At 62.9% G+C, this 17,797-nt stretch carries 14 protein-coding genes; 5 read left to right on the top strand and 9 right to left on the bottom strand.

Features of this window, described 5'->3' with window-relative positions:
• Window positions 1-68: 68 nt before the first annotated feature.
• The 3 genes from AB4Y87_RS05795 to AB4Y87_RS05785 all read right to left on the bottom strand — a co-directional run bounded on the left by AB4Y87_RS05795 (window position 69) and on the right by AB4Y87_RS05785 (window position 3,479).
• On the bottom strand, window positions 69-1,457 hold the full coding sequence (locus AB4Y87_RS05795) for an ABC transporter substrate-binding protein (protein ID WP_442003471.1): 1,389 nt from the start codon (window positions 1,455-1,457) through the stop codon (window positions 69-71).
• A gap of 152 nt (window positions 1,458-1,609) precedes the next feature.
• The gene (locus AB4Y87_RS05790) at window positions 1,610-2,542 is read right to left on the bottom strand and encodes a carbohydrate ABC transporter permease (protein WP_442003470.1); all 933 of its coding nucleotides are present in this window, start codon (window positions 2,540-2,542) and stop codon (window positions 1,610-1,612) included.
• Window positions 2,535-3,479, bottom strand: a complete 945-nt coding sequence (locus AB4Y87_RS05785) for a carbohydrate ABC transporter permease (protein WP_223934407.1) — start codon at window positions 3,477-3,479, stop codon at window positions 2,535-2,537. Before AB4Y87_RS05785 ends, AB4Y87_RS05790 begins: the two co-directional genes overlap by 8 nt.
• A gap of 385 nt (window positions 3,480-3,864) precedes the next feature.
• Here AB4Y87_RS05785 and AB4Y87_RS05780 point away from each other — a divergent pair, with 385 nt between their 5' ends.
• From AB4Y87_RS05780 to AB4Y87_RS05770, 3 genes are read left to right on the top strand one after another with little or no spacing between them, the layout of a single operon-like run.
• Window positions 3,865-5,085 carry an acetylxylan esterase gene (locus AB4Y87_RS05780; RefSeq protein WP_442003469.1) on the top strand — a complete coding sequence of 407 codons (1,221 nt, stop codon included), beginning with the start codon at window positions 3,865-3,867 and terminating at the stop codon, window positions 5,083-5,085.
• Complete coding sequence (locus tag AB4Y87_RS05775) at window positions 5,082-7,148, top strand: DUF6807 family protein (RefSeq protein WP_442003468.1); 2,067 nt, start codon at window positions 5,082-5,084, stop codon at window positions 7,146-7,148. Before AB4Y87_RS05780 ends, AB4Y87_RS05775 begins: the two co-directional genes overlap by 4 nt.
• A complete protein-coding gene (locus AB4Y87_RS05770) occupies window positions 7,145-8,254 on the top strand; it encodes a M24 family metallopeptidase (protein ID WP_442003467.1) in 1,110 nt (369 codons plus the stop codon). The genes AB4Y87_RS05775 and AB4Y87_RS05770 overlap by 4 nt, the downstream gene beginning before the upstream one ends.
• 166 nt (window positions 8,255-8,420) lie before the next feature.
• On the opposite strand, the gene AB4Y87_RS05765 is transcribed toward AB4Y87_RS05770, so the two are convergent.
• From AB4Y87_RS05765 to AB4Y87_RS05745, 5 genes are read right to left on the bottom strand one after another with little or no spacing between them, the layout of a single operon-like run.
• Window positions 8,421-9,872 carry an aldehyde dehydrogenase (NADP(+)) gene (locus tag AB4Y87_RS05765; RefSeq protein ID WP_442003466.1) on the bottom strand — a complete coding sequence of 484 codons (1,452 nt, stop codon included), beginning with the start codon at window positions 9,870-9,872 and terminating at the stop codon, window positions 8,421-8,423.
• On the bottom strand, window positions 9,853-10,998 hold the full coding sequence (locus AB4Y87_RS05760) for a mandelate racemase/muconate lactonizing enzyme family protein (protein WP_442003465.1): 1,146 nt from the start codon (window positions 10,996-10,998) through the stop codon (window positions 9,853-9,855). The genes AB4Y87_RS05765 and AB4Y87_RS05760 overlap by 20 nt, the downstream gene beginning before the upstream one ends.
• Window positions 10,998-11,903, bottom strand: coding sequence for a 5-dehydro-4-deoxyglucarate dehydratase (locus tag AB4Y87_RS05755; protein WP_442003464.1), 906 nt, complete (start codon window positions 11,901-11,903; stop codon window positions 10,998-11,000). The genes AB4Y87_RS05760 and AB4Y87_RS05755 overlap by 1 nt, the downstream gene beginning before the upstream one ends.
• On the bottom strand, window positions 11,900-12,898 hold the full coding sequence (locus AB4Y87_RS05750; RefSeq protein ID WP_442003463.1) for an NAD-dependent epimerase/dehydratase family protein: 999 nt from the start codon (window positions 12,896-12,898) through the stop codon (window positions 11,900-11,902). Before AB4Y87_RS05750 ends, AB4Y87_RS05755 begins: the two co-directional genes overlap by 4 nt.
• Before the next feature lie 28 nt (window positions 12,899-12,926).
• Complete coding sequence (locus AB4Y87_RS05745) at window positions 12,927-14,348, bottom strand: Gfo/Idh/MocA family protein (RefSeq protein ID WP_442003462.1); 1,422 nt, start codon at window positions 14,346-14,348, stop codon at window positions 12,927-12,929.
• Window positions 14,349-14,528: 180 nt separating this feature from the next.
• On the opposite strand from AB4Y87_RS05745, the gene AB4Y87_RS05740 reads away from it, so the two are divergent.
• The gene (locus tag AB4Y87_RS05740; protein WP_442003461.1) at window positions 14,529-15,557 is read left to right on the top strand and encodes a LacI family DNA-binding transcriptional regulator; all 1,029 of its coding nucleotides are present in this window, start codon (window positions 14,529-14,531) and stop codon (window positions 15,555-15,557) included.
• A 70-nt stretch (window positions 15,558-15,627) separates the two neighbouring features.
• Here AB4Y87_RS05740 and AB4Y87_RS05735 read toward each other — a convergent pair whose 3' ends face one another.
• Window positions 15,628-16,326, bottom strand: a complete 699-nt coding sequence (locus tag AB4Y87_RS05735) for a FadR/GntR family transcriptional regulator (RefSeq protein WP_442003460.1) — start codon at window positions 16,324-16,326, stop codon at window positions 15,628-15,630.
• Window positions 16,327-16,417: 91 nt separating this feature from the next.
• Here AB4Y87_RS05735 and AB4Y87_RS05730 point away from each other — a divergent pair, with 91 nt between their 5' ends.
• Window positions 16,418-17,749, top strand: a complete 1,332-nt coding sequence (locus AB4Y87_RS05730; protein ID WP_442003459.1) for an alpha-hydroxy acid oxidase — start codon at window positions 16,418-16,420, stop codon at window positions 17,747-17,749.
• The last annotated feature ends 48 nt before the right edge of the window (window positions 17,750-17,797 follow it).

Here is a 17,797-nt window from a genome sequence, read left to right as displayed (position 1 = left end):
GGGGCGCGGTTTTCTTGGTTCTGCGGTTCTTTTGGTTCTGCGGTTCTTTGATGCCTTGCTGCCGGAAGCTAGGCTCCGATCGCGGACTTCATCTCGTCCACGGCCTTCTTACCGGCTTCCTCCGTGGAGAGCCTGTTGAACAGGACTTCCGAGGAGTAGCGCTTGATGATTTCCTGGATGGCACCCGCACCCTTCGGCGGTGCCGCCGGGGCTTCACCGAGCTCGGGCTGGATGTCACTGATGAAGTTGACCACCTTGGTGTCCGCCGTCGCCAGCTTGGGAGCGATTGCGTCGCGGACGTCCGAGTTGGGGTAAACGCCCCGGTCAGCCAGCAGAATTTCGCCGGCCTTGACGTTGTTGGTCAGGAAGTCGATGAACTTGGCCGTCTCTTCAGGGTGCTTGGTCCTGGAGGATGCTGACCAGAACTGGGAAGCCTTGTACCAAAGCTTCGTATCAGCGGCCTTGCCCGTCTTGGAGGGGAAACGAAGGATCTGCAGTTCGCCGCCGGCAGCTTTCTCGAGCGCCGGCAACTGGTTGGACCACCAGAACGCCATGCCGTTCTTGCCGGTTGCCAGGCCACTCTGATCCAGTGGCGCAGCTTCGGCCTCAACAATTTCCGATGCCGACGGAACAGCCTTTTTCTCGCTGAGTTCCTTCAGGAAGTCCCAGTAGCCTGCGACGTCCGAGGGTTCGAAGCCGAGCTTGCCGTCCTGCGTGTACAGCGACTTGCCGTTCTGGCGCAGCCACACACCCAGGGACGCCTCATCGGTGCCGTATGCGGCAGCCCCATAGGTTCCCTTCGGGGACTTGCTGGTGACCTCAGCAGCGATGCGCTCGAAGTCTTCCCACGTCCAGGTCTTGTCGTCCGGAAGAGCGACGCCCGCAGCCTTGAAGACAGCAGGGTTGGCCAAGATGGTGGCAGCGTTGATACCTGCCGCAATACCAGTAAGTCCCTTGGAACCCTTGCCGGCATTCAGCGCGGCTTCGTCCAGCTTGGACGTGTCGATCTTGTACTTGGACAAGTCCAGGAGGGCTCCACGGGTGGAGTACTCGGTGATGTACTTTTCGTCCATCTGGATGATATCCGGAGCGTCGTTGGCAGCAACTTGAGTGGCCAGTTTGTCCCAGTAGCCGCTCCAGTCGCCATACTCGGCCTTGATCTTGATGTTGGGGTTCTCAGCCTCAAAAGCCGCAATGGCTTGCTGCGTCAACTGCGCACGCTTGTCGCCGCCCCACCAGGAAAAGCGGAGCTCCACTTTGCCGTCGGCACTCTTTTGTTCTGCTCCGCCGCCACAAGCGCTAAGCGCCAGAACGGCAGCAGCTGTGGCAGCGATGATGGCCGAGGCACGAAGCCGGCGCTTGGACCGCTTGGCCTTGGGTTCCGATGCGCGGGCTTTGGAAGCACCTGCAGAGGCACTTTCAGGGGCGATTCCTTCACCCTGTGGAAATACCGGCACTGTTGTCTCCGATCCTCTTTGATCTTAATGCGAATGAGAAAGCGTTTTCTTGCGTGGATTTATGCTACAAGTCACAATCTTGTATTACAAGATCCAAGCTTGTATTACTTGTCGGGCGGAAGCCCTGGACTTCCATTCAGTACGTCGACGCCCTATTTGATGCCGGTAGTTGCGATGCCCTTGATAAGGAACCGCTGGCCGAACAGGAAGACAAGGAACACCGGGAACAGGGACACGATGGACATCGCGAAGAGCGATCCCCAGCTGGTGGCGGACTGCGAGTCAACGAAAGCGCGAAGCGCTACGGGGACGGTAAACATGTCCGGATCAGTGAGGTAGATAAGTGCACCGAAGAAGTCGTTCCACGTCCAGATGAAAGTGAAGATCGTGGTGGTGGCGAGGGCCGGAACCATCAAAGGCAGAATGACACGGAGGAAAATCCTCGGGTGGCCGGCGCCGTCGATGCGGGCAGCCTCATCCAATTCCTTCGGAATGCCGCGGATGAACTGAACCATGAGGAACACAAAGAACGCATCTGTGGCCAGGAGCTTCGGCACGATGAGCGGCCAGAACGTGTTCACCCAGCCGATCTGCGAAAACAGGATGTACTGCGGCACGATCACAACATGGAACGGCAGCATGATGGTCAGCAGCATGATTCCGAAGAACAGCTTTTTGCCACTGAACTGCAGCCGGGCGAAGGCATAGGCGGCCATGGAGCACGAGATCAGGTTTCCGAGGATCGAGCCGAGTACGACGATCGCAGAGTTGATCATGTAATGCCCGAAGGGGTGGGTCAGCGCAGACCAGCCATCGGTGTAGTTGCTCATTTCCAAGTTGTTCAGCCAAAGGCCGGGCTCGCGGAAGATGAGGTCATTTGGCCGGAGCGAGGAAACTACCATCCACAGCAGCGGGTAGATCATGATCCCGCCAACGAGGATCAGGATGGCGTGCTTGATGAGTCCCTTGATGCGGGCCTTCCGGCTGAAGGCCAGGCTTCCCGGCGATTCGCGGCGGCGCGGGCTTTTGCTGGTCTTGCTGCTTTGGCCCTCAGCGGCGGCCGGGAGGGTCTGGATTTTAGTCATCGTAGAACACCCAATACTTTGAAGCGATGAAGTTGATGGCAGTGAAGACACCGATAATGACCAGCAGGAACCAGGCCATCGCCGAGGCGTAGCCCATATCGAACTGGCCGAAGCCCTTCTGGTACAGGTACAGCGTGAAGAACATGGTGGAGTCGGACGGTCCGCCATTGCCGCCGGAGACGATAAACGCCTGCGTGAACGACTGGAACGAACCAATGATTTGCAGCACCAGGTTGAAGAAGATGATGGGGCTCAGCATCGGCAGCGTGATCCGCCAGAACTTCTGCAAGGTGGTGGCGCCGTCAACTTCGGCGGCCTCGTAGTACATGTTCGGGATCTGGCGCAGGCCAGCCAGGAAGATGATCATCGGGCTGCCGAACGTCCAGACATGGAGCAGGATGATGGAGCCGAGCGCCGTGTTTGGATCCGAGATCCAGCCAGGACCCTGGATGCCGATCATGGCGAGGACCTGGTTCACAAGGCCGGTGGTGCCGAAGATCTGCTTCCAAAGAATGGCAACAGCCACAGATCCGCCCAGCAGCGACGGCAAATAGAAGATGGAGCGGTAGAACGGAAGGCCACGCAGCCCTTTATCCAGGACCAGCGCGATCACCAAGGCCACGGCCAGTTGGAGCGGCACGCCCACCAGCACATATGTGAAGGTAACGCGCAAGGAATTATGCAGTCGGGCATCGCCGAACATACGGACGAAGTTGTCGATTCCCACCCATTGCGGTGGTTGCAGAAGGTTGTAATCCGTGAAGGACAGGTACAACGACATCAGCATCGGACCCACGGTGATGACCACGAGGCCGATCAGCCACGGAAGCAGGAAGACATAAGCGGCCTTGTTGTCGCGGCCGTTCGCTTTCTTCTCCTCCTTGGTCATGGGCCCCTTGCGGCGGGTCATTGTGGAGAGTTCGCCGATGGCGCTCATCGCTTCCCTCCTGCCTGACCGCGAACGCCTTTCGGCGTCCCCGTGTGTTCATATGCGGCCATGTGGTCTCCTTTGGTCATCGTGGCCATCCACGGAGTACGAGTGTGGTTGATGCTTGCCTTCCGGGACGCCGCCGTTCTCTTGGCGGTACCCCTTGACCCACCGGGATGTCGGTCCTGGTAATCAGCGGCTCCGTACCAAAGTAAACGCTTTCTTGACCCATGTACAGCCTTTTGCTAATTTTTGAGAAAGCGTTTTCTGACGAAGCCGCCCATACCCGTTTACACGCGACCCGTTCACACACACAGAAGTCCGGCGTGCGCTTTCGCACATCATCCGCACCGAAAAGGCAGGACACCATTGTTCCCCAAGTACGGCGACGGCCATGACCACCGCTGACACGGCACGAATGCCCACTCGTCCCAGCGCTCTTGGCCGCTACGAGGATTGGCCCGCTTACGCCGCCCAGCATCACTTCGCGGCAGCCTCTCCAAGCGCCCAGCAGCTTGCGGACGCGCTTGGGGTCCCTGCCCCTGCGCCGGTTCCTGAATACAGGGTGGACACCGAAACAGAGTACGACGGCGTCATCACCTCCCGCCTGTCCTGGCAGCTTGGATTCGGGCCAAGGACCTCGGCTTGGTTCGTGCGGCCAGCCGGCTCCATAGGCCCCCTGCCCGGGATACTGGCTCTTCACTGCCATGGCGGGATCAAATCCCATGGCGCGGAGCGGCTGGTCTTACTTCCAAGGGACGAAGAGTACGACGCCGGCGCCGACGATGCTGCGGGCTTCGGTCCCGTGCCGGCCCAGTTGCGGGAAAAGCTCTACGGTGGGCGGCCCTTCGCTACGCGGCTTGCCCAGCAGGGTTTCGCTGTCCTGGCACACGACGCCTTCATGTGGGGCAGTCGCCGCTTCGGCCTGGAAACCCAGCCTTGGCGGACGGAACAGGCCGTCAACGGCCAGCAGGCACTGTGGCGGGAGGCCGGCGTCGAACCTTCCACGGCGGATCTTTACAACGCAGCGGCGGCCGATCATGAAGAAACCGTGGCGAAAGCCGCAACGCTCCTTGGCACCAGCATCGCCGGGACGGTCGCGCATGACGACCTCGCGGCGCTGGGCATCCTGACGTCCCTTCCCGGCGTCGATCCGGAACGCCTGGGATGCACCGGATTTTCAGGCGGAGGCGGCCGGGCCTTGGTGCTCGCCGCCCTCAGTCCCCTGATCCGCAGCTATGTGGTCACGTGCATGATGACCACCTTCGCGTCCCTCCTCCCCGCCTACCTCGATGCGCATTCCTGGTTGCTCCACTCCCCTGGTCTGTCAAAGCTGGGGGATTGGCCCGATCTGGCAGTGCGTTCAACTGCCGGCGCTTTCCTGGTCCAGTACGCACTGGCCGATCAGCTGTTTCCGGAAGCAGGAATGCGCGACGCCGATGCCTACCTTTCGCAGCGCATGCCGGCAGGGCGGTACACAGGCAGCTTTTGGCCCGAGCCCCACGTTTTTTCCACCGCCATGCAGGAAGAGGCGGCAGCTTTTCTCTCCTCCAACCTCCAGGCCAATGACGCCCATGCTTTCTCCACAACTGATTCCGCTAGGACAGCACTATGACTCTGCCCTCAACTGCCTCCCACTCCGAAGTGGCCGGCCACAACCAACTGCCCCGGGTAGCACTCGTTGGCGTGCACGGGTTCGGCGAACGACACGTTGAAAACCTCCGTCGGCTCGGTTCTGCCGGGATGCTTGAACTAGTGGCTGTCGCCGATCCACAGCCACCGGCCCGAGGCCAGTTGCCTCCTGAGGTGGGCGTCTTCAGTTCCTTTGAGGAGCTGCTGGCTGCGGGAAGTGCCCCCGACGTCGTCATCATTTCCACTCCCATCCAAACCCACGCCCCGCTGGCCCTCACAGCGCTCGGGGCAGGCGCTGACGTTTACCTCGAAAAGCCTCCCGTGGCTTCCATGGCGCAGTACGAAAGTGTCCTCGGAGCGGCGGCGAGCGCCGGGCGGCTGGTTCAAGTCGGTTTCCAGAGCCTTGGCTCGCACGCCCTTCCCGCCATTGAAAAGCTTGTGGCCTCGGGTGAAATCGGCGAGGTCCGCGGCATCAGCGCCACCGGCCAGTGGCTCCGGACCAAGGGGTACTTCAAGCGCTCCCGCTGGGCCGGTAAACGAAGCCTGGACGGTACGGATGTGGTGGACGGCGTAGCGACGAACGCCTTGGCACACGCTGTGGCTACTGGGCTGCGACTCGCAGGTGCCAGGRCCGTTGCCGACGTCGAATTGGTGGAAACCGACCTTTACCGGGCGAATGACACCGAAAGCGATGACACCTCCGTCATCAGGGTCCGGACCGCGACTGGCACAATGTTGACCTGCGCCCTGACGTTGTGCGCTCCCGTGCAGTCAGCGCCATCGGTGACCATCTACGGCACGCTCGGCCAGATCACGCTTTCCTACACGGAAGACAGTGTGGAGGTCACCACTCCGGACGGGATCCGGAATGAGACTTTCGGGCGGACGGACCTGTTGGAAAACCTCCTGTCAGCACGGACCGAACAGGACCTGCTCAGTCCTCTCAGCGGAGCCGGCGCCTACATGTCCGTACTGGAAGCGGTCCGAACCTCGGACGCGCCCCGGCTCATCCATCCGGACCATGTGACATGGCTGGGAGAAGGCGACGATGCCCATGCCGTGGTGCAGGACATCGAATCGTGGATCCGCCGCGCCACTCTGGGGCAAGCAACTTTCGCGGAACTCGGGGCGCCGTGGGTTGAAAAGGCTACCGCTGGAGCAGCCAAGCCGGAGCTGATGGTCAACGGCACAGCCGTCGCCACCATGCAGGACGGCTCGCGCATCCGGCCAACCTCGTCGCCGCGTCCATACCTCCACCCCGTCCGAACCCTTGCCGGCACAGTCGTAAGTGACCACATTCCGGAGGACCATGTGTGGCACCTTGGAGCTGGCGTCGCCATCCAGGATGTGGACGGTATCAATTTCTGGGGTGGCCGGACCTACACCCGCGACGCCGGAGCTTACGTCTGGCGCAAGGACCACGGCCGCATAGTTCTTGAGTCCGGGGAGCATAAGAATGGACAGCGGCACGAGCTGTTGAGCTGGGTTGGCCCTGACGGTACCCCGGTCCTCCGCGAACAGCGCGAGTGGCGCTGGGCCGCCGTCGGGAATTCTGCCTGGCAGCTGACGCTGGACTTCACCCTCGAATCCGCCACGGGACGCCCGGTGCTGCTGGGCAGCCCCGGTTCCAACGGAAGGCCGCAGGGCGGTTATGGCGGCTTCTTCTGGCGCCTGCCGAGAGTCAGTGGCGCGACCATCTGGACCCCTGAGTCGCGCGGGGAAGATGCCGTCCATGGCAGCGTCGCGCCCTGGCTGGCTTGGTCAGGAACTTTCGACGCCGGAACAGGCGGCGGCCATGGTGCGGGCGATCCGGGCTTGGGCCATCCGGCCACGCTCGTATTCCTGGCATCCCCCCAAGCACCGGACCCCTGGTTCGTTCGGCACTCGGGCTATCCGGGTGTGGGGCTGTCCTTGGCGTGGGAGTCGCCGGTGGCCGCAGAACCTGGCCGCCCTGTGCATCGCACCGTCAGGGTGCTCATCGCTGATGGCTTCCTAGCCACTCAAGACATTGAACAGCTCATTTCAACCCAGGGGGACCCAGCATGACCGCTCCGATTCAATTAACGCCCGCTCTGACTGCCGTCACTGCGCCCGGCAATGCCGCCGACCGTGTGGTGAAACGCCGCCGGATCTTGGACATCCTGGACCATTCGGGGCGCGACTCGCTTCTGCTCACCAGCAACACGGCGCTCACCTGGTACCTGGACGGCAGTCGGGTCCATATCAGTCTGGCTGGGGATCCCATTGCCGCCCTCCTCGTGGATCGCTCCGGCGACCACTTAGTCACGTTCAACAACGAAGCCGGCCGGATCGAGGCAGAGGAGCTTCCGGAGGGCGTCAACCTGCACAGTATTCCATGGCACGGCCAACTGCACGCCTCTGCGGCCGGCCTCGCCGTGGATGGAAACCCGCTATTGGAAGCCGCTGTCGCAGGGGAACTTCGGGCAGCACGGCAACAACTCCTGCCTGCGGAGACAGCCCGTTATGCCGAGCTCTCCGTCGATGCCGCAGCTGCCATGACAGATGTCCTCACAGGTGCAACGCCGGAAACCACAGAGTTTCAGCTCGTCTCCGAGCTGGCCGCGCGGATTGTGGCAGTGGGCGCCGAGCCGCTTGTCTTGCTGTGCAACGGCGCTGCCCGGAGCGCGTTCCGCCACCCGCTGGCAACGCATGCTCCCATCGGCCGCAGGGCCATGGCCGTGGTTTGCGCCCGGCGTCGTGGCTTAGTGGCCAACGTGACCCGTTGGGTAGCTTTCGACGCCGGTACCCCACAGGAGCTCGACGCCGAGGCCCGCATCGCGGCAGTTGAGGCCGACATTTTCCGAGCCACTGTGCCCGGTGCCAAGCTCAACGAGGTCTTCGCCGAGATCCAGGACGCCTATGTGCGCCACGGTTTTGGTCCCGAGCAGTGGACGCTGCACCACCAGGGTGGTCCTGCAGGGTACGCGGGCCGTGATCCGCGGGTCACCGCGGACGTAGCCGACAGGATGGTCCTCAACCAGCCATTCACGTGGAACCCCTCCGGGCCAGGCGTGAAAATCGAAGACACCGTGCTGCTCACGGATTCCGGCCTGCGCGTCCTGACCACTGACGACCGCTGGCCGACAACGGAAGTGGACGGCCGCCGTCGTCCGATCACCCTGCGGCCCTAAGCCGCACCAAACCTCAACCAACACGAAGGGGCGGGGTCACCGCAATGGTGACCCCGCCCCTTTCGTCCGCCCCTACCCAAGTAGGTCGCAGTTAAGCGCGTTTTGAGGTCTCAAAACGCGCTTAACTGCGACTCAGTTGGGTGCGCTTTGGGTGGGTTAGCCGGAGTTAGCCCAGGGTTAGCACGCCGTCCACCCGGCGCGGGATGCCCAACGGGTTCGACTCGCGCAGGGCCGGGTGCAGGATGTTGTCCGGCGCGTCCTGGTAAGCCACCGGACGCTGGAAGCGGCGGACCGCGGTGGCGCCCACTGAGGTAAACAGCGATGTCGTCGCGGGGTATGGTCCTCCGTGCTGCTGCGACCAATTCACGGCAACGCCAGTGGGCCAACCATCAAACAGGACCCGTCCGACGAGCTCACTCAGCTGCTCCACAAGCGCGGAAACGTCTTCGCCCGGCTGCGCGTGGACGGTGCCGGTGAGGCTGCCTGGAACCTTGGCGAGGGCCTGGGACAGCTCTTCGTCATTGGCGTACTCAATGAGGAGCGTGGTGGGCCCGAAGCACTCTTCCAGCAACTCATCAGGACGCTCCAGCACGTTGGCGGCGCTTGTGGAGAACACCACTGGAGCTGCGCCGTCGGCAAGGCTGTCCTGATCCACCGTGCCGCTCACCACGGCGACACCCGGCTGCTCGGCAACGCTGCGAAGGCCGTAGGGGTAGGCCTCGGCGATCCGCTCGGTGAGCATGGCCGCCGTCGGCTTGTCCTTGCTCGCCTCTGCCACCTGGGCAGCGAAATCGGTGCCAGCGGGGATAAAGACGAGCCCGGGTTTGGTGCAGAACTGCCCCGCTCCCTGGGTGAAGGAACCAGCCAGTCCTGCAGCAAGTTCCTGGCCGCGGTCAGCCAGGGCAGCATCAGTGATAACCACCGGGTTCAGGCTGCCCAGCTCGCCGTAGAACGGGATGGGCTCCGGACGGGACGTTGCGAGGTCGAACAGCGCGCGGCCGCCGGGGATGGAACCCGTGAAGCCCACGGCCTTGATCGCGGGATCCTGCACCAAGGCGGTACCAGCCTCGCGTCCGCTCACGAGGGCGAAGATCCCGTCGGGAGCGCCGGCACTGGCCAGGGCTTCGGTCACGATCTCGGCAGTCCGCTGGGATAGGCGGAGGTGGCCGGAATGTGCTTTGACGATCACCGGGCAACCGACAGCCAGCGCCGATGCGGTGTCGCCACCGGCTACCGAGAACGCGAAGGGGAAGTTCGACGCCGAGAACACGGCCACCGGTCCAATCGGACGCAGGATGCGGCGCAAGTCGGGCTTGGGCGGGGCGGAGGCAGGATCCGCGTGATCGATGACAGCCTCCAGGTAAGAGCCCTCGGTGATGACCCTCGCGAACAGCCGGAGTTGGCCGCTGGTTCGGGCCACCTCACCGGTGAGCCGAACCGTGCCAAGGCTGGTTTCGGAGTCAGCTATGGCCACTAGTTCCGTCACGTTGGCGTCCAGGGCGTCGGCGACGGCGGTCAGCCAGGCTGCGCGCTCGGCGTCGGACGCTGCGGCGGTCACCTTGAAGGCTGCGGCGGCAGCGGCGGTCACCGCGGTCAGGTCAAGAGTTGCTGTACTCAATGTGGTTTCCTTTACTCTCAGGGGCGAAGCTGCTCTCAGGGGCGTCACGGTCGGCCGGCTTCGCGGCAAAGTCGAAGCCAAGGCCTGGGCGGCCCACGGAACTGAGCCTGCTGTTGCGGATTCGGATGGGAGAGGGCTCGGCGAGGATACCGAGCTGCTCGAAGGAAGCGTCTTCCACTTCTTCCACGCTCACGGCCTCAGCCAAGGTGAGCGCCAACTGTCCGGAAAGCTCCGGAAGCAGGTGCGGAGCCACCCTGATGCTGTTCGCGCGGGCCAACTCAACGATTCTGCGGAACGGCGTAATACCGCCCACACGGACAATATTGGGTTGGATGATATCCACGGCTTCGGCTTCGATGAAGTCGCGGAAGCGGTAGATGGTGTGGACGTTCTCGCCCAGCGCGATAGGCACCGGAGAATGTTTACGCAGGCGCCGGTAGGCCCACAGATCGTCAGCACGGATTGGTTCTTCGAGCCATTCCAATCCGTACTCCCCCAAAACATCCAAGGCACGGAAGGTGTGCGCCAGGTCCCAGCGTTGGTTGGCATCAATCATGAGCAGGCGGTCCGGGCCAATGACCTGCCGGACCGCGGCAACCCGTTCAGCGTCTTCGCGTAGCTCAGGCTTTCCCACTTTGATCTTCACAGCCTTATGACCAGCGGCAACCCAGCGCTGTGCCTGCTCCACGAGTTGTTCCAAGGAGTAGTGCAGGTTCACGCCCGAGCCATAGACGTCCACTGATTCCTGGCGTTGACCCAGGAGAGTGGTGACTGACGTGCTGGCCTGGCGGGCCTTGAGGTCCCACAGCGCGAGGTCCACACCGGCCATGGCGATAGTTGTCAGGCCTCCCCCGCCTGCCTCGTGCAGACGCTTCCAGAGCTGGTCCCACACCACTTCGGGATTCGGCTCCAGGCCAAGAATGAAGGGGGCAATGTCGTGGTCAAGGAGGGCTTTGACTGCTTGGGGACCAATGGTAGGTGTCCACGAGAAACCGTGGCCCACGCCGCCGTCGTCAGTGCTCAGTTCGGTGACGATCACATGGTTCTCGGGAGCTTCGGCACCCCAGCTGCGCAGCAGCGGAACCGTGATCAACCGCGTGGTGAGGCCGGTAATGCGCGCTGTCATCAGCTGAGCGCCAACTCGTGGCCCTTGGCCAGGATCGATTTGAGCTCCAACAGTTGTTCGTCTGTGGGGTCCACCAGCGGCGGCCGTACAGGGCCTACTGGCAATCCAGCCAAGCGCAGGCCCGCCTTGATGAGCGAAACGCCGAAGCCGGGAGTCTGGTCACGAAGTCTCACGAGGGGCGCGTAGAAGCCCTCAAGCAGTGCGTTTCGGCGCACTTCGTCACCAGAGACGTATGCGTCGTAGTAGGCCTTCGCGATCTCCGGGGCCATGGCAAAGGCGGCCGAGGAGTAGAGCGGGATCCCCAGGCCACGGTAAGCGCCCTGAGTCAGCTCTGCCGTGAGGAGTCCGTTGAATAGGGCGAAGTCGGTTCGGCCGCTGGCGTTGATGGCGGATACGATTTCCTGCGCCAGGCCGACGTCCCCGATCCCATCTTTGAAGCCGATGACTTTGGGGTTCGCCGTGAGACGGGTCATGGCTGCGGCAGTGAACTTGGCCGTGCCCCGGTGATAAACGATTACTGGCAGGCTACTGGCGGCGGCGATGGCGTCGACGTACGCAACGACGCCGTCTGTTGGCCCCGTAACGAGGTACGGCGGGAGAACCAGGAGGGCATCGGCGCCTGCCTCCTCGGCAACCTTGGCGGCTGCAATGGCGTGGCCCAAGGGGCCGCCGGCGCCTGCGACTACCGGGACAGCTCCGGCAACAGCTTCGACGGCGGCAGTCACCACGGTCCGGATTTCCTCCAGGGAGAGGGCATGGAATTCACCCGTGCCGCACGCGGGGAACACACCTCCGGGTCCGAAAGGAAGGCGCGACGTGATGTGCTCCTTCAGGAGGGCTACGTCCACCGAGCCGTCTTCGGCAAAGGGTGTGACGGGGAAAAACAGTACGCCGTCGAAGTTCATGGTGTCTCCTTGGTTGCTCCCGCCGGGACCAGGCCGGCAGGATTCTCGTCGTCGAGTAGTGCTTGGTCTGATGCTGCTGAGTCTGTGCCTTCGTAGGGCGGCGTAAGTTCTCTACGCCAGCTGCGCTTGGGCTCCCAGCCAAGTAGCTCACGCGCTTTCCCCACGGAGAACGCCGGGCTGGTGCCGGTCAGGTGTTCGGTGAGAGGCGCGCTGCGGGGCAGGAAACGCGGGAACAGCTCAGCGAGAGGGGAAGTGGCCAGGGCATCCTTGGCTCCGACGAAGAAGACCTGGCCGTTGGGGATGGTGTCCATCTTTTCCAACAGGACGTCCAGGAAATCTGCTACGTCGCGGGCGTCAACGTAGTTGAACAGCGCGGGGGCTGAAAGTGCCGGATCGGCAAGGCGTTCGCGCACAGTGTGTCCCTGCTGAGTGAGCGCGCCCTGCCACTCTTCCGGGGAGATGACAAAGCAGGGCCGGAATGCCGCGTACCGGATCTTGTTGCCTTGCGCCGCGGCAAACATCTGCACTGTTTGTTCGGCGATCAGCTTGGAAAATGCGTAGGCATTCCAGGGTTTGGGCGGCGTCTGCTCGTCCAAGGGGAACGACGGCGGCAGCCAACCGGCGGGTGAGCCGTAGCCCAGGGCGGTGGGGCTGCTTGCCGTAATAATCTTCGGAATACCCGCGTCAGTGGCTGCACTGATCACCGCATAGGCGAGCCGGGTATTGGTACTGAAGATGACTTCCTCAGGCGCGCTGAAAGGTACTGCGATAGCAGCGAGGTGGATGACGGCGTCGGGGTTTGTTTCCCGGAGGAGCCGCTCCGCTTCTCCCGGGGCCAAAAGGTCCGCCGTGTGCTGCACTGCGCCAGTGGGCAACTGCTCCGCCGGGATGGCGTCGCGATCAACCGAGACCACCTCGTGGCCAGCCTGTGCAAGGCCGGCAACGACGCTGCGGCCGAGCCGACCGGAACCGCCGGTGACGAAAATCCTGCTCATGGTGTTGTCCTTGTGTGGTATTGGGCCGTTATGCCTGGCCGCGGCTGAGGTCGACGCCAAGGCCAAGTTCGCTGATGCGGACGGGGAGTTCGGTATCCAGGGACTGGTTGCCGGCGATGCCGACTGAGACGGAACGGAGGCCGTCGATGTACCCCGACGGGCGGCCGAGGGGGTCTACGCCCGGTCCGTTGAAGAGGTCCGAGAGCAGCAGGTTGTCGCCGCCTCCGTGGCCCCCCTCCCCGTTGACGATCGGGACTTCGTAGGCCGCCTCCCAATGACGCTGGACCACCAGACACTCCCCGTTTCGTCGAACGGCGTCTTCTTCCTCGATAGGCGTCGCGCTGGGGTCCACCACAGTCTTCTTGTCCGTGCTGAATTGGACCGCTGCGCGCTCAACAACCTCGAGTTCGGCCCGGCCCTCAGTGCCGTTAACGCTGACCCTGTAGCCTTCCCACGGGCTGTGGGCGTTCAGCGAGTAGCTCAGCGTGGGGCCGCCTTGGTAGTCCACCACGAGGGCCAGGTTGTCCTCGATCGTGATGCCTTCAGTGAAGACGTCCTGGTCGCGCAGGTAGCCGTCGAACTTTTCATTGTCGTAGTACAGGGCCTTCAGGCGTTCGTCCTCCCGCATGTCCAGGCGGAACGGATCACGCGCGAGGCCATCAACGGTGCCGCGTTCCGGGCGGGCACCCAGACCGCGCTCGGCAGCATTCTTGTCGCCGTAGAAGCGGAGCCCCCCGGAGGCGAAAACGCGCTCGGGGACGTCATTGATCCACCAGTTGACGAGGTCAAAGTGGTGCGAGGCCTTGTGGATGAGCAGGCCACCGGAGTTCTTCTTCTCACGGTGCCAGCGGCGGAAGTAGTCAGCGCCGTGCACGGTGTCCAACACCCAGGTGAAGTCGATGGACGTGACCTTGCCGATCACGCCGTTCTGGATGATCTCCTTGAGCGCGGTGTTGCGCGGCGAGTAACGGTAGTTGAAGGTGACTACGACGTTTCGTCCGGTTTCTGCCACAGCAGTGGTAATGCGGCGGCAACCCTCAACATCAATGGTCAGGGGCTTTTCAACCACGACGTCGGCACCCGCCTCGAGTGCCTCGACGATGTAGTCCGCGTGGGTATAGTCCGGCGTCGTGACAATGACGCGTTCGATGCCGTTGGCCTGGATGAAGTCCGTCAGTTTTGCTGGCTCGAAGAACGCCACCGACTCTGTTCCGCCGAGTTCCTTGATGAGTTCTTGGTAGAACTCCACCCGGCCTGGGTTCACGTCCGACAAAGCGACGAGGTCAGCCACCTCGGCGTGCTGTCCATAGATCGCGCGAATGTACATTTCGGAGCGGCCCCCGGTCCCGATAAGGGCAATGCGGGTCCGATGACGGGCAGTGCTTCCGGCGGCGGACGCGGACGTGTCCGGCGCGGGTGACTGGGTCTCGGCGGTGTCGACGTTGACCATGGGAATGCCCCTTTCAAAAGGCAGGAGTGAACCGCTTGACGGCCCGGCGTGATCTGGGAAGAATCATGAGAAAGCGTTTTCTCAGAGCGTTATAAGCTTTGTATCAAGACTCTGGCGGTTCCGTCAACCATTGGCCCCAACGCAGGGGCAGCACGCGGACAGCCAACCGGAAGGGGCAACATGGCACGGAGGAACACCAATCGGCGGGTTGGCATTGCCGATGTCGCGGAGAAGGCAGGCGTCTCGCACGCCACAGTGTCCCGCGTCATGAACGGTAACGCCGCCGTGGATCCTGGGATCGCTGCCCGCGTCAGGGCTGCAGCGGCCGAGCTCAAATACCAACCCAACCCCGTGGGACGAAGCCTGGCACTGGGCAAGACCGACACCATCGGCATTGTTGTCCCGGACCTGGCCAACCCCACCTTCCAGGCCATCCTTCGCGGACTGAGTATTGCAGCAGCCCAGGACGGGTATCGCGTCCTGATCGCGGATTCATCCGAAGTAACCAGTGAGGAAGCAATCCTTGCCGGAGAAGCCCGTCGCCGCTGCGATGGAGTGGTGCTCTGCGCACCCCGAATGGGCGATGCCGAACTTGAAGAGCTGGCACCTACCCTGCATCCGCTGGTACTCATCAACCGCACCACGGTGGCCACCAACACTCCAAGCCTCAGCGTGGACTACGGCCAAGGCATCCAGGAACTCGCCCAGCACCTGGTGGGCCTGGGTCACCGGCGGCTGGCCTTCCTCTCCGGCCCGGAGCACAGCGCATCCAACCGCCAGCGCTTGGTGGGCCTGGAAAAATTCCGGGAAGAGCACCCGGAGATTGAACTCCAAATGCTCCACGGCGGGTCCAACTTCGACTCCGGACATGAATCCACCGAGGCCATCATCGCCAGTGGCGCAACGGGCATCCTGGCCTTCAACGACCTCGTCGCCATGGGTTTGCTCAGCGGCCTGCACGAGCACGGAGTGCGGGTTCCCGAGGACATCTCGGTGACGGGGTTTGATGACATCCCGTTCGCCAAGTACACCACTCCCCCGCTGACCACCGCCGCCGTTCCCATCAATGAACTTGGGAGCCTGGCCTGGCGCAGGATGCGGGAGCAGATCCAGCAAGCCGGAGAATCCACCACGCAAGCCCAGGATGAGTTCTCGCCGCGGATGGAAATCCGGAAGAGCACCGCGGCCCCGGCCTTGAAGCCCGCCTAGAAATGCAACGCGGGGTCACTTGTGGCCCATCCGGAAGCCCAACATGGGCCATAAGTGACCCCGCGTTGCTCTATTCCCCGGCAGCCTGCGAGCCCACTCCGGCCTCTTTGTAGAAGCCCTGGATGTGGGCAGCCACAAGATCTGCCGCCTGGCCGCCGTCGTTCGCGTTGACGGCTGCCAGAATCGCGTGGTGTTCCGCTCGAAGCCTGTCTGAGGTGGCCTTCCAGTCAGGCAGGTTTCCGGTGAGTTTCCCGGCATAGTTTTCGATTGCCCCACGCAGTGACGCCATCATGGCACTGACCACGGTATTCCCCGCAGCCTGTGCCAGAGCCACATGGAACCGGGCGTCGAGTGCCAGGAACGTCTCGATGTCCGGGCTGTTGTCCATTTGCTCGAGCAGCGCCGCCGCCTCATCAAGGGCCGGGGCGCCAACCTTGGCCCGCGCAGCCGCCCAGGATTCGAGCAACACCCGCGTCTCTACGATGTCAGCCACGGGAAGGTGGCGGGTTGCCACGTGGAGGCGGAGCGTGGAGCCCAGTGCAGAGCCGGGCTCGGCGATCACTACAGTTCCCGCATCCTTGCCCGAGCCAACTCCCGCGCGCACAACACCCATTGCTTCAAGGATCCGCACGGCCTCCCGCACAGACGTCCTGGATACCTGCAGCTGCTCGGCCATGGCCCGTTCTCCGGGGAGGCGTCCGCCAAGGGCGAGGTCGCCGTCGGATAGCTGCTTTTCTATCCACTGCAGGACTAGTTCGTGGGTACGCATACGGGAATACTAGTTGATGTGGCCCAACCACATGGCTTACAGTGTGGTTAGACCACAGTGGTAGGACCACAGAATTTCAAGGGAGAACCGCATGACCGACACCCTCGATCCGAAACTCACAGCCGCCCCGTCCAATGCCGGCAGCGACGAAACCGTCAGCCGCCCGCCGCAGCCGACACCCGCCGTCGCGCAACCTCCGGCACTGAAGCGGCGCATACCCAAGGTGTCCGATCTGGCTCCATTGATGCAGTTCAAGAAGCCCGAATTCAGCAAGGCCGCCCGCCTCAAGCGCGCCAGCACCATCTGGGAACTGCGCGACATCGCCAAGCGTCGCACGCCGCAAGCACCCTTCGACTACACAGACGGGGCTGCGGAGGAAGAAATCACCCTGCGCCGGGCGCGCCAGGCGTTTCAGGACATCGAATTCCGCCCCGGGATCCTGCGCGACGTCTCCAGGATTGACCTCCGCACGGACATTTTGGGGAAGGAGTCACGTCTCCCCTTCGGCATCGCCCCCACCGGATTCACCCGCATGATGCAGTCCGAGGGCGAATACGCCGGCTCACAGGCCGCAGAAGCCGCAGGCATCCCCTACACGCTGTCAACCATGGGCACTGCTTCGATCGAGGATGTTGCTACCGCAGCTCCAAACGGCCGCAACTGGTTCCAGCTGTACCTGTGGACTGATCGCGACCGCTCCCTGGAGTTGATCGAGCGTGCCGCAAAAGCAGGCAACGATACCCTCATGGTGACCGTCGATACCGCTGTAGCCGGGGCTCGGTTGAGGGATGTCCGTAACGGCATGACCATCCCGCCTGCACTGACACTCAAGACCGTCCTCGATGCGTCCTACCGACCCGCCTGGTGGTTCAACTTCCTGACGCACGAGCCACTGACCTTCGCCTCGCTCTCCCGCTACACCGGCACGGTGGCGGACCTCATCAACTCGATGTTCGACCCCACGCTGACCTATGAGGACCTGGACTGGCTGCGTGAAACCTGGAAGGGCAAGCTCGTGGTCAAGGGCATCCAGACCGTTGAAGATGCCCGTAAGGTGGTGGACCACGGCGCTGATGGCATCGTCCTGTCCAACCATGGCGGCCGCCAACTGGACCGGGCACCCATCCCGTTCCACCTGCTTCCCGAGGTCACTTCGGCGCTTAAGGCTGACAACAGCAAGGCCGCCGTCATGCTGGACACAGGCATCATGAGCGGCACCGACATCGTGGCAGCCTTGGCCTTGGGGGCAGACTTTGCCCTGATTGGCCGGGCCTACCTCTACGGACTCATGGCCGGCGGACGCGAAGGCGTGGACCGCACCATTCAGATCCTCGAGAAGGACATGACCCGGACCATGGCGCTGCTGGGTGTCAGCAAAGTCTCGGACTTGAACCCGGACCACGTGCGGTTGCTTCAGCACTAGCAACCCCATGTACGGGACAGCACCTGTCGCTATGAGCTTTCATAGCGA

This window comes from Paenarthrobacter sp. RAF54_2, from assembly GCF_052113945.1.
GTDB lineage: Bacteria > Actinomycetota > Actinomycetes > Actinomycetales > Micrococcaceae > Arthrobacter.
The sequence above is the reverse complement of the archived record's forward strand: the minus strand, read 5'-3'. Positions and strand labels throughout refer to the sequence as shown.

What these genes read in the sequence shown, in the direction of transcription:
- AB4Y87_RS05785 (WP_223934407.1), bottom strand. Translation starts at nt 3,479, where the DNA reads ATGAGCGCCATCGGCGAACTCTCCACAATGACCCGCCGCAAGGGGCCC.
- AB4Y87_RS05760 (WP_442003465.1), bottom strand. Translation starts at nt 10,998, where the DNA reads ATGACAGCGCGCATTACCGGCCTCACCACGCGGTTGATCACGGTTCCG.
- AB4Y87_RS05745 (WP_442003462.1), bottom strand. Translation starts at nt 14,348, where the DNA reads ATGGTCAACGTCGACACCGCCGAGACCCAGTCACCCGCGCCGGACACG.
- AB4Y87_RS05730 (WP_442003459.1), top strand. Translation starts at nt 16,418, where the DNA reads ATGACCGACACCCTCGATCCGAAACTCACAGCCGCCCCGTCCAATGCC.
- AB4Y87_RS05755 (WP_442003464.1), bottom strand. Translation starts at nt 11,903, where the DNA reads ATGAACTTCGACGGCGTACTGTTTTTCCCCGTCACACCCTTTGCCGAA.
- AB4Y87_RS05770 (WP_442003467.1), top strand. Translation starts at nt 7,145, where the DNA reads ATGACCGCTCCGATTCAATTAACGCCCGCTCTGACTGCCGTCACTGCG.
- AB4Y87_RS05790 (WP_442003470.1), bottom strand. Translation starts at nt 2,542, where the DNA reads ATGACTAAAATCCAGACCCTCCCGGCCGCCGCTGAGGGCCAAAGCAGC.
- AB4Y87_RS05735 (WP_442003460.1), bottom strand. Translation starts at nt 16,326, where the DNA reads ATGCGTACCCACGAACTAGTCCTGCAGTGGATAGAAAAGCAGCTATCC.
- AB4Y87_RS05780 (WP_442003469.1), top strand. Translation starts at nt 3,865, where the DNA reads ATGACCACCGCTGACACGGCACGAATGCCCACTCGTCCCAGCGCTCTT.
- AB4Y87_RS05740 (WP_442003461.1), top strand. Translation starts at nt 14,529, where the DNA reads ATGGCACGGAGGAACACCAATCGGCGGGTTGGCATTGCCGATGTCGCG.
- AB4Y87_RS05750 (WP_442003463.1), bottom strand. Translation starts at nt 12,898, where the DNA reads ATGAGCAGGATTTTCGTCACCGGCGGTTCCGGTCGGCTCGGCCGCAGC.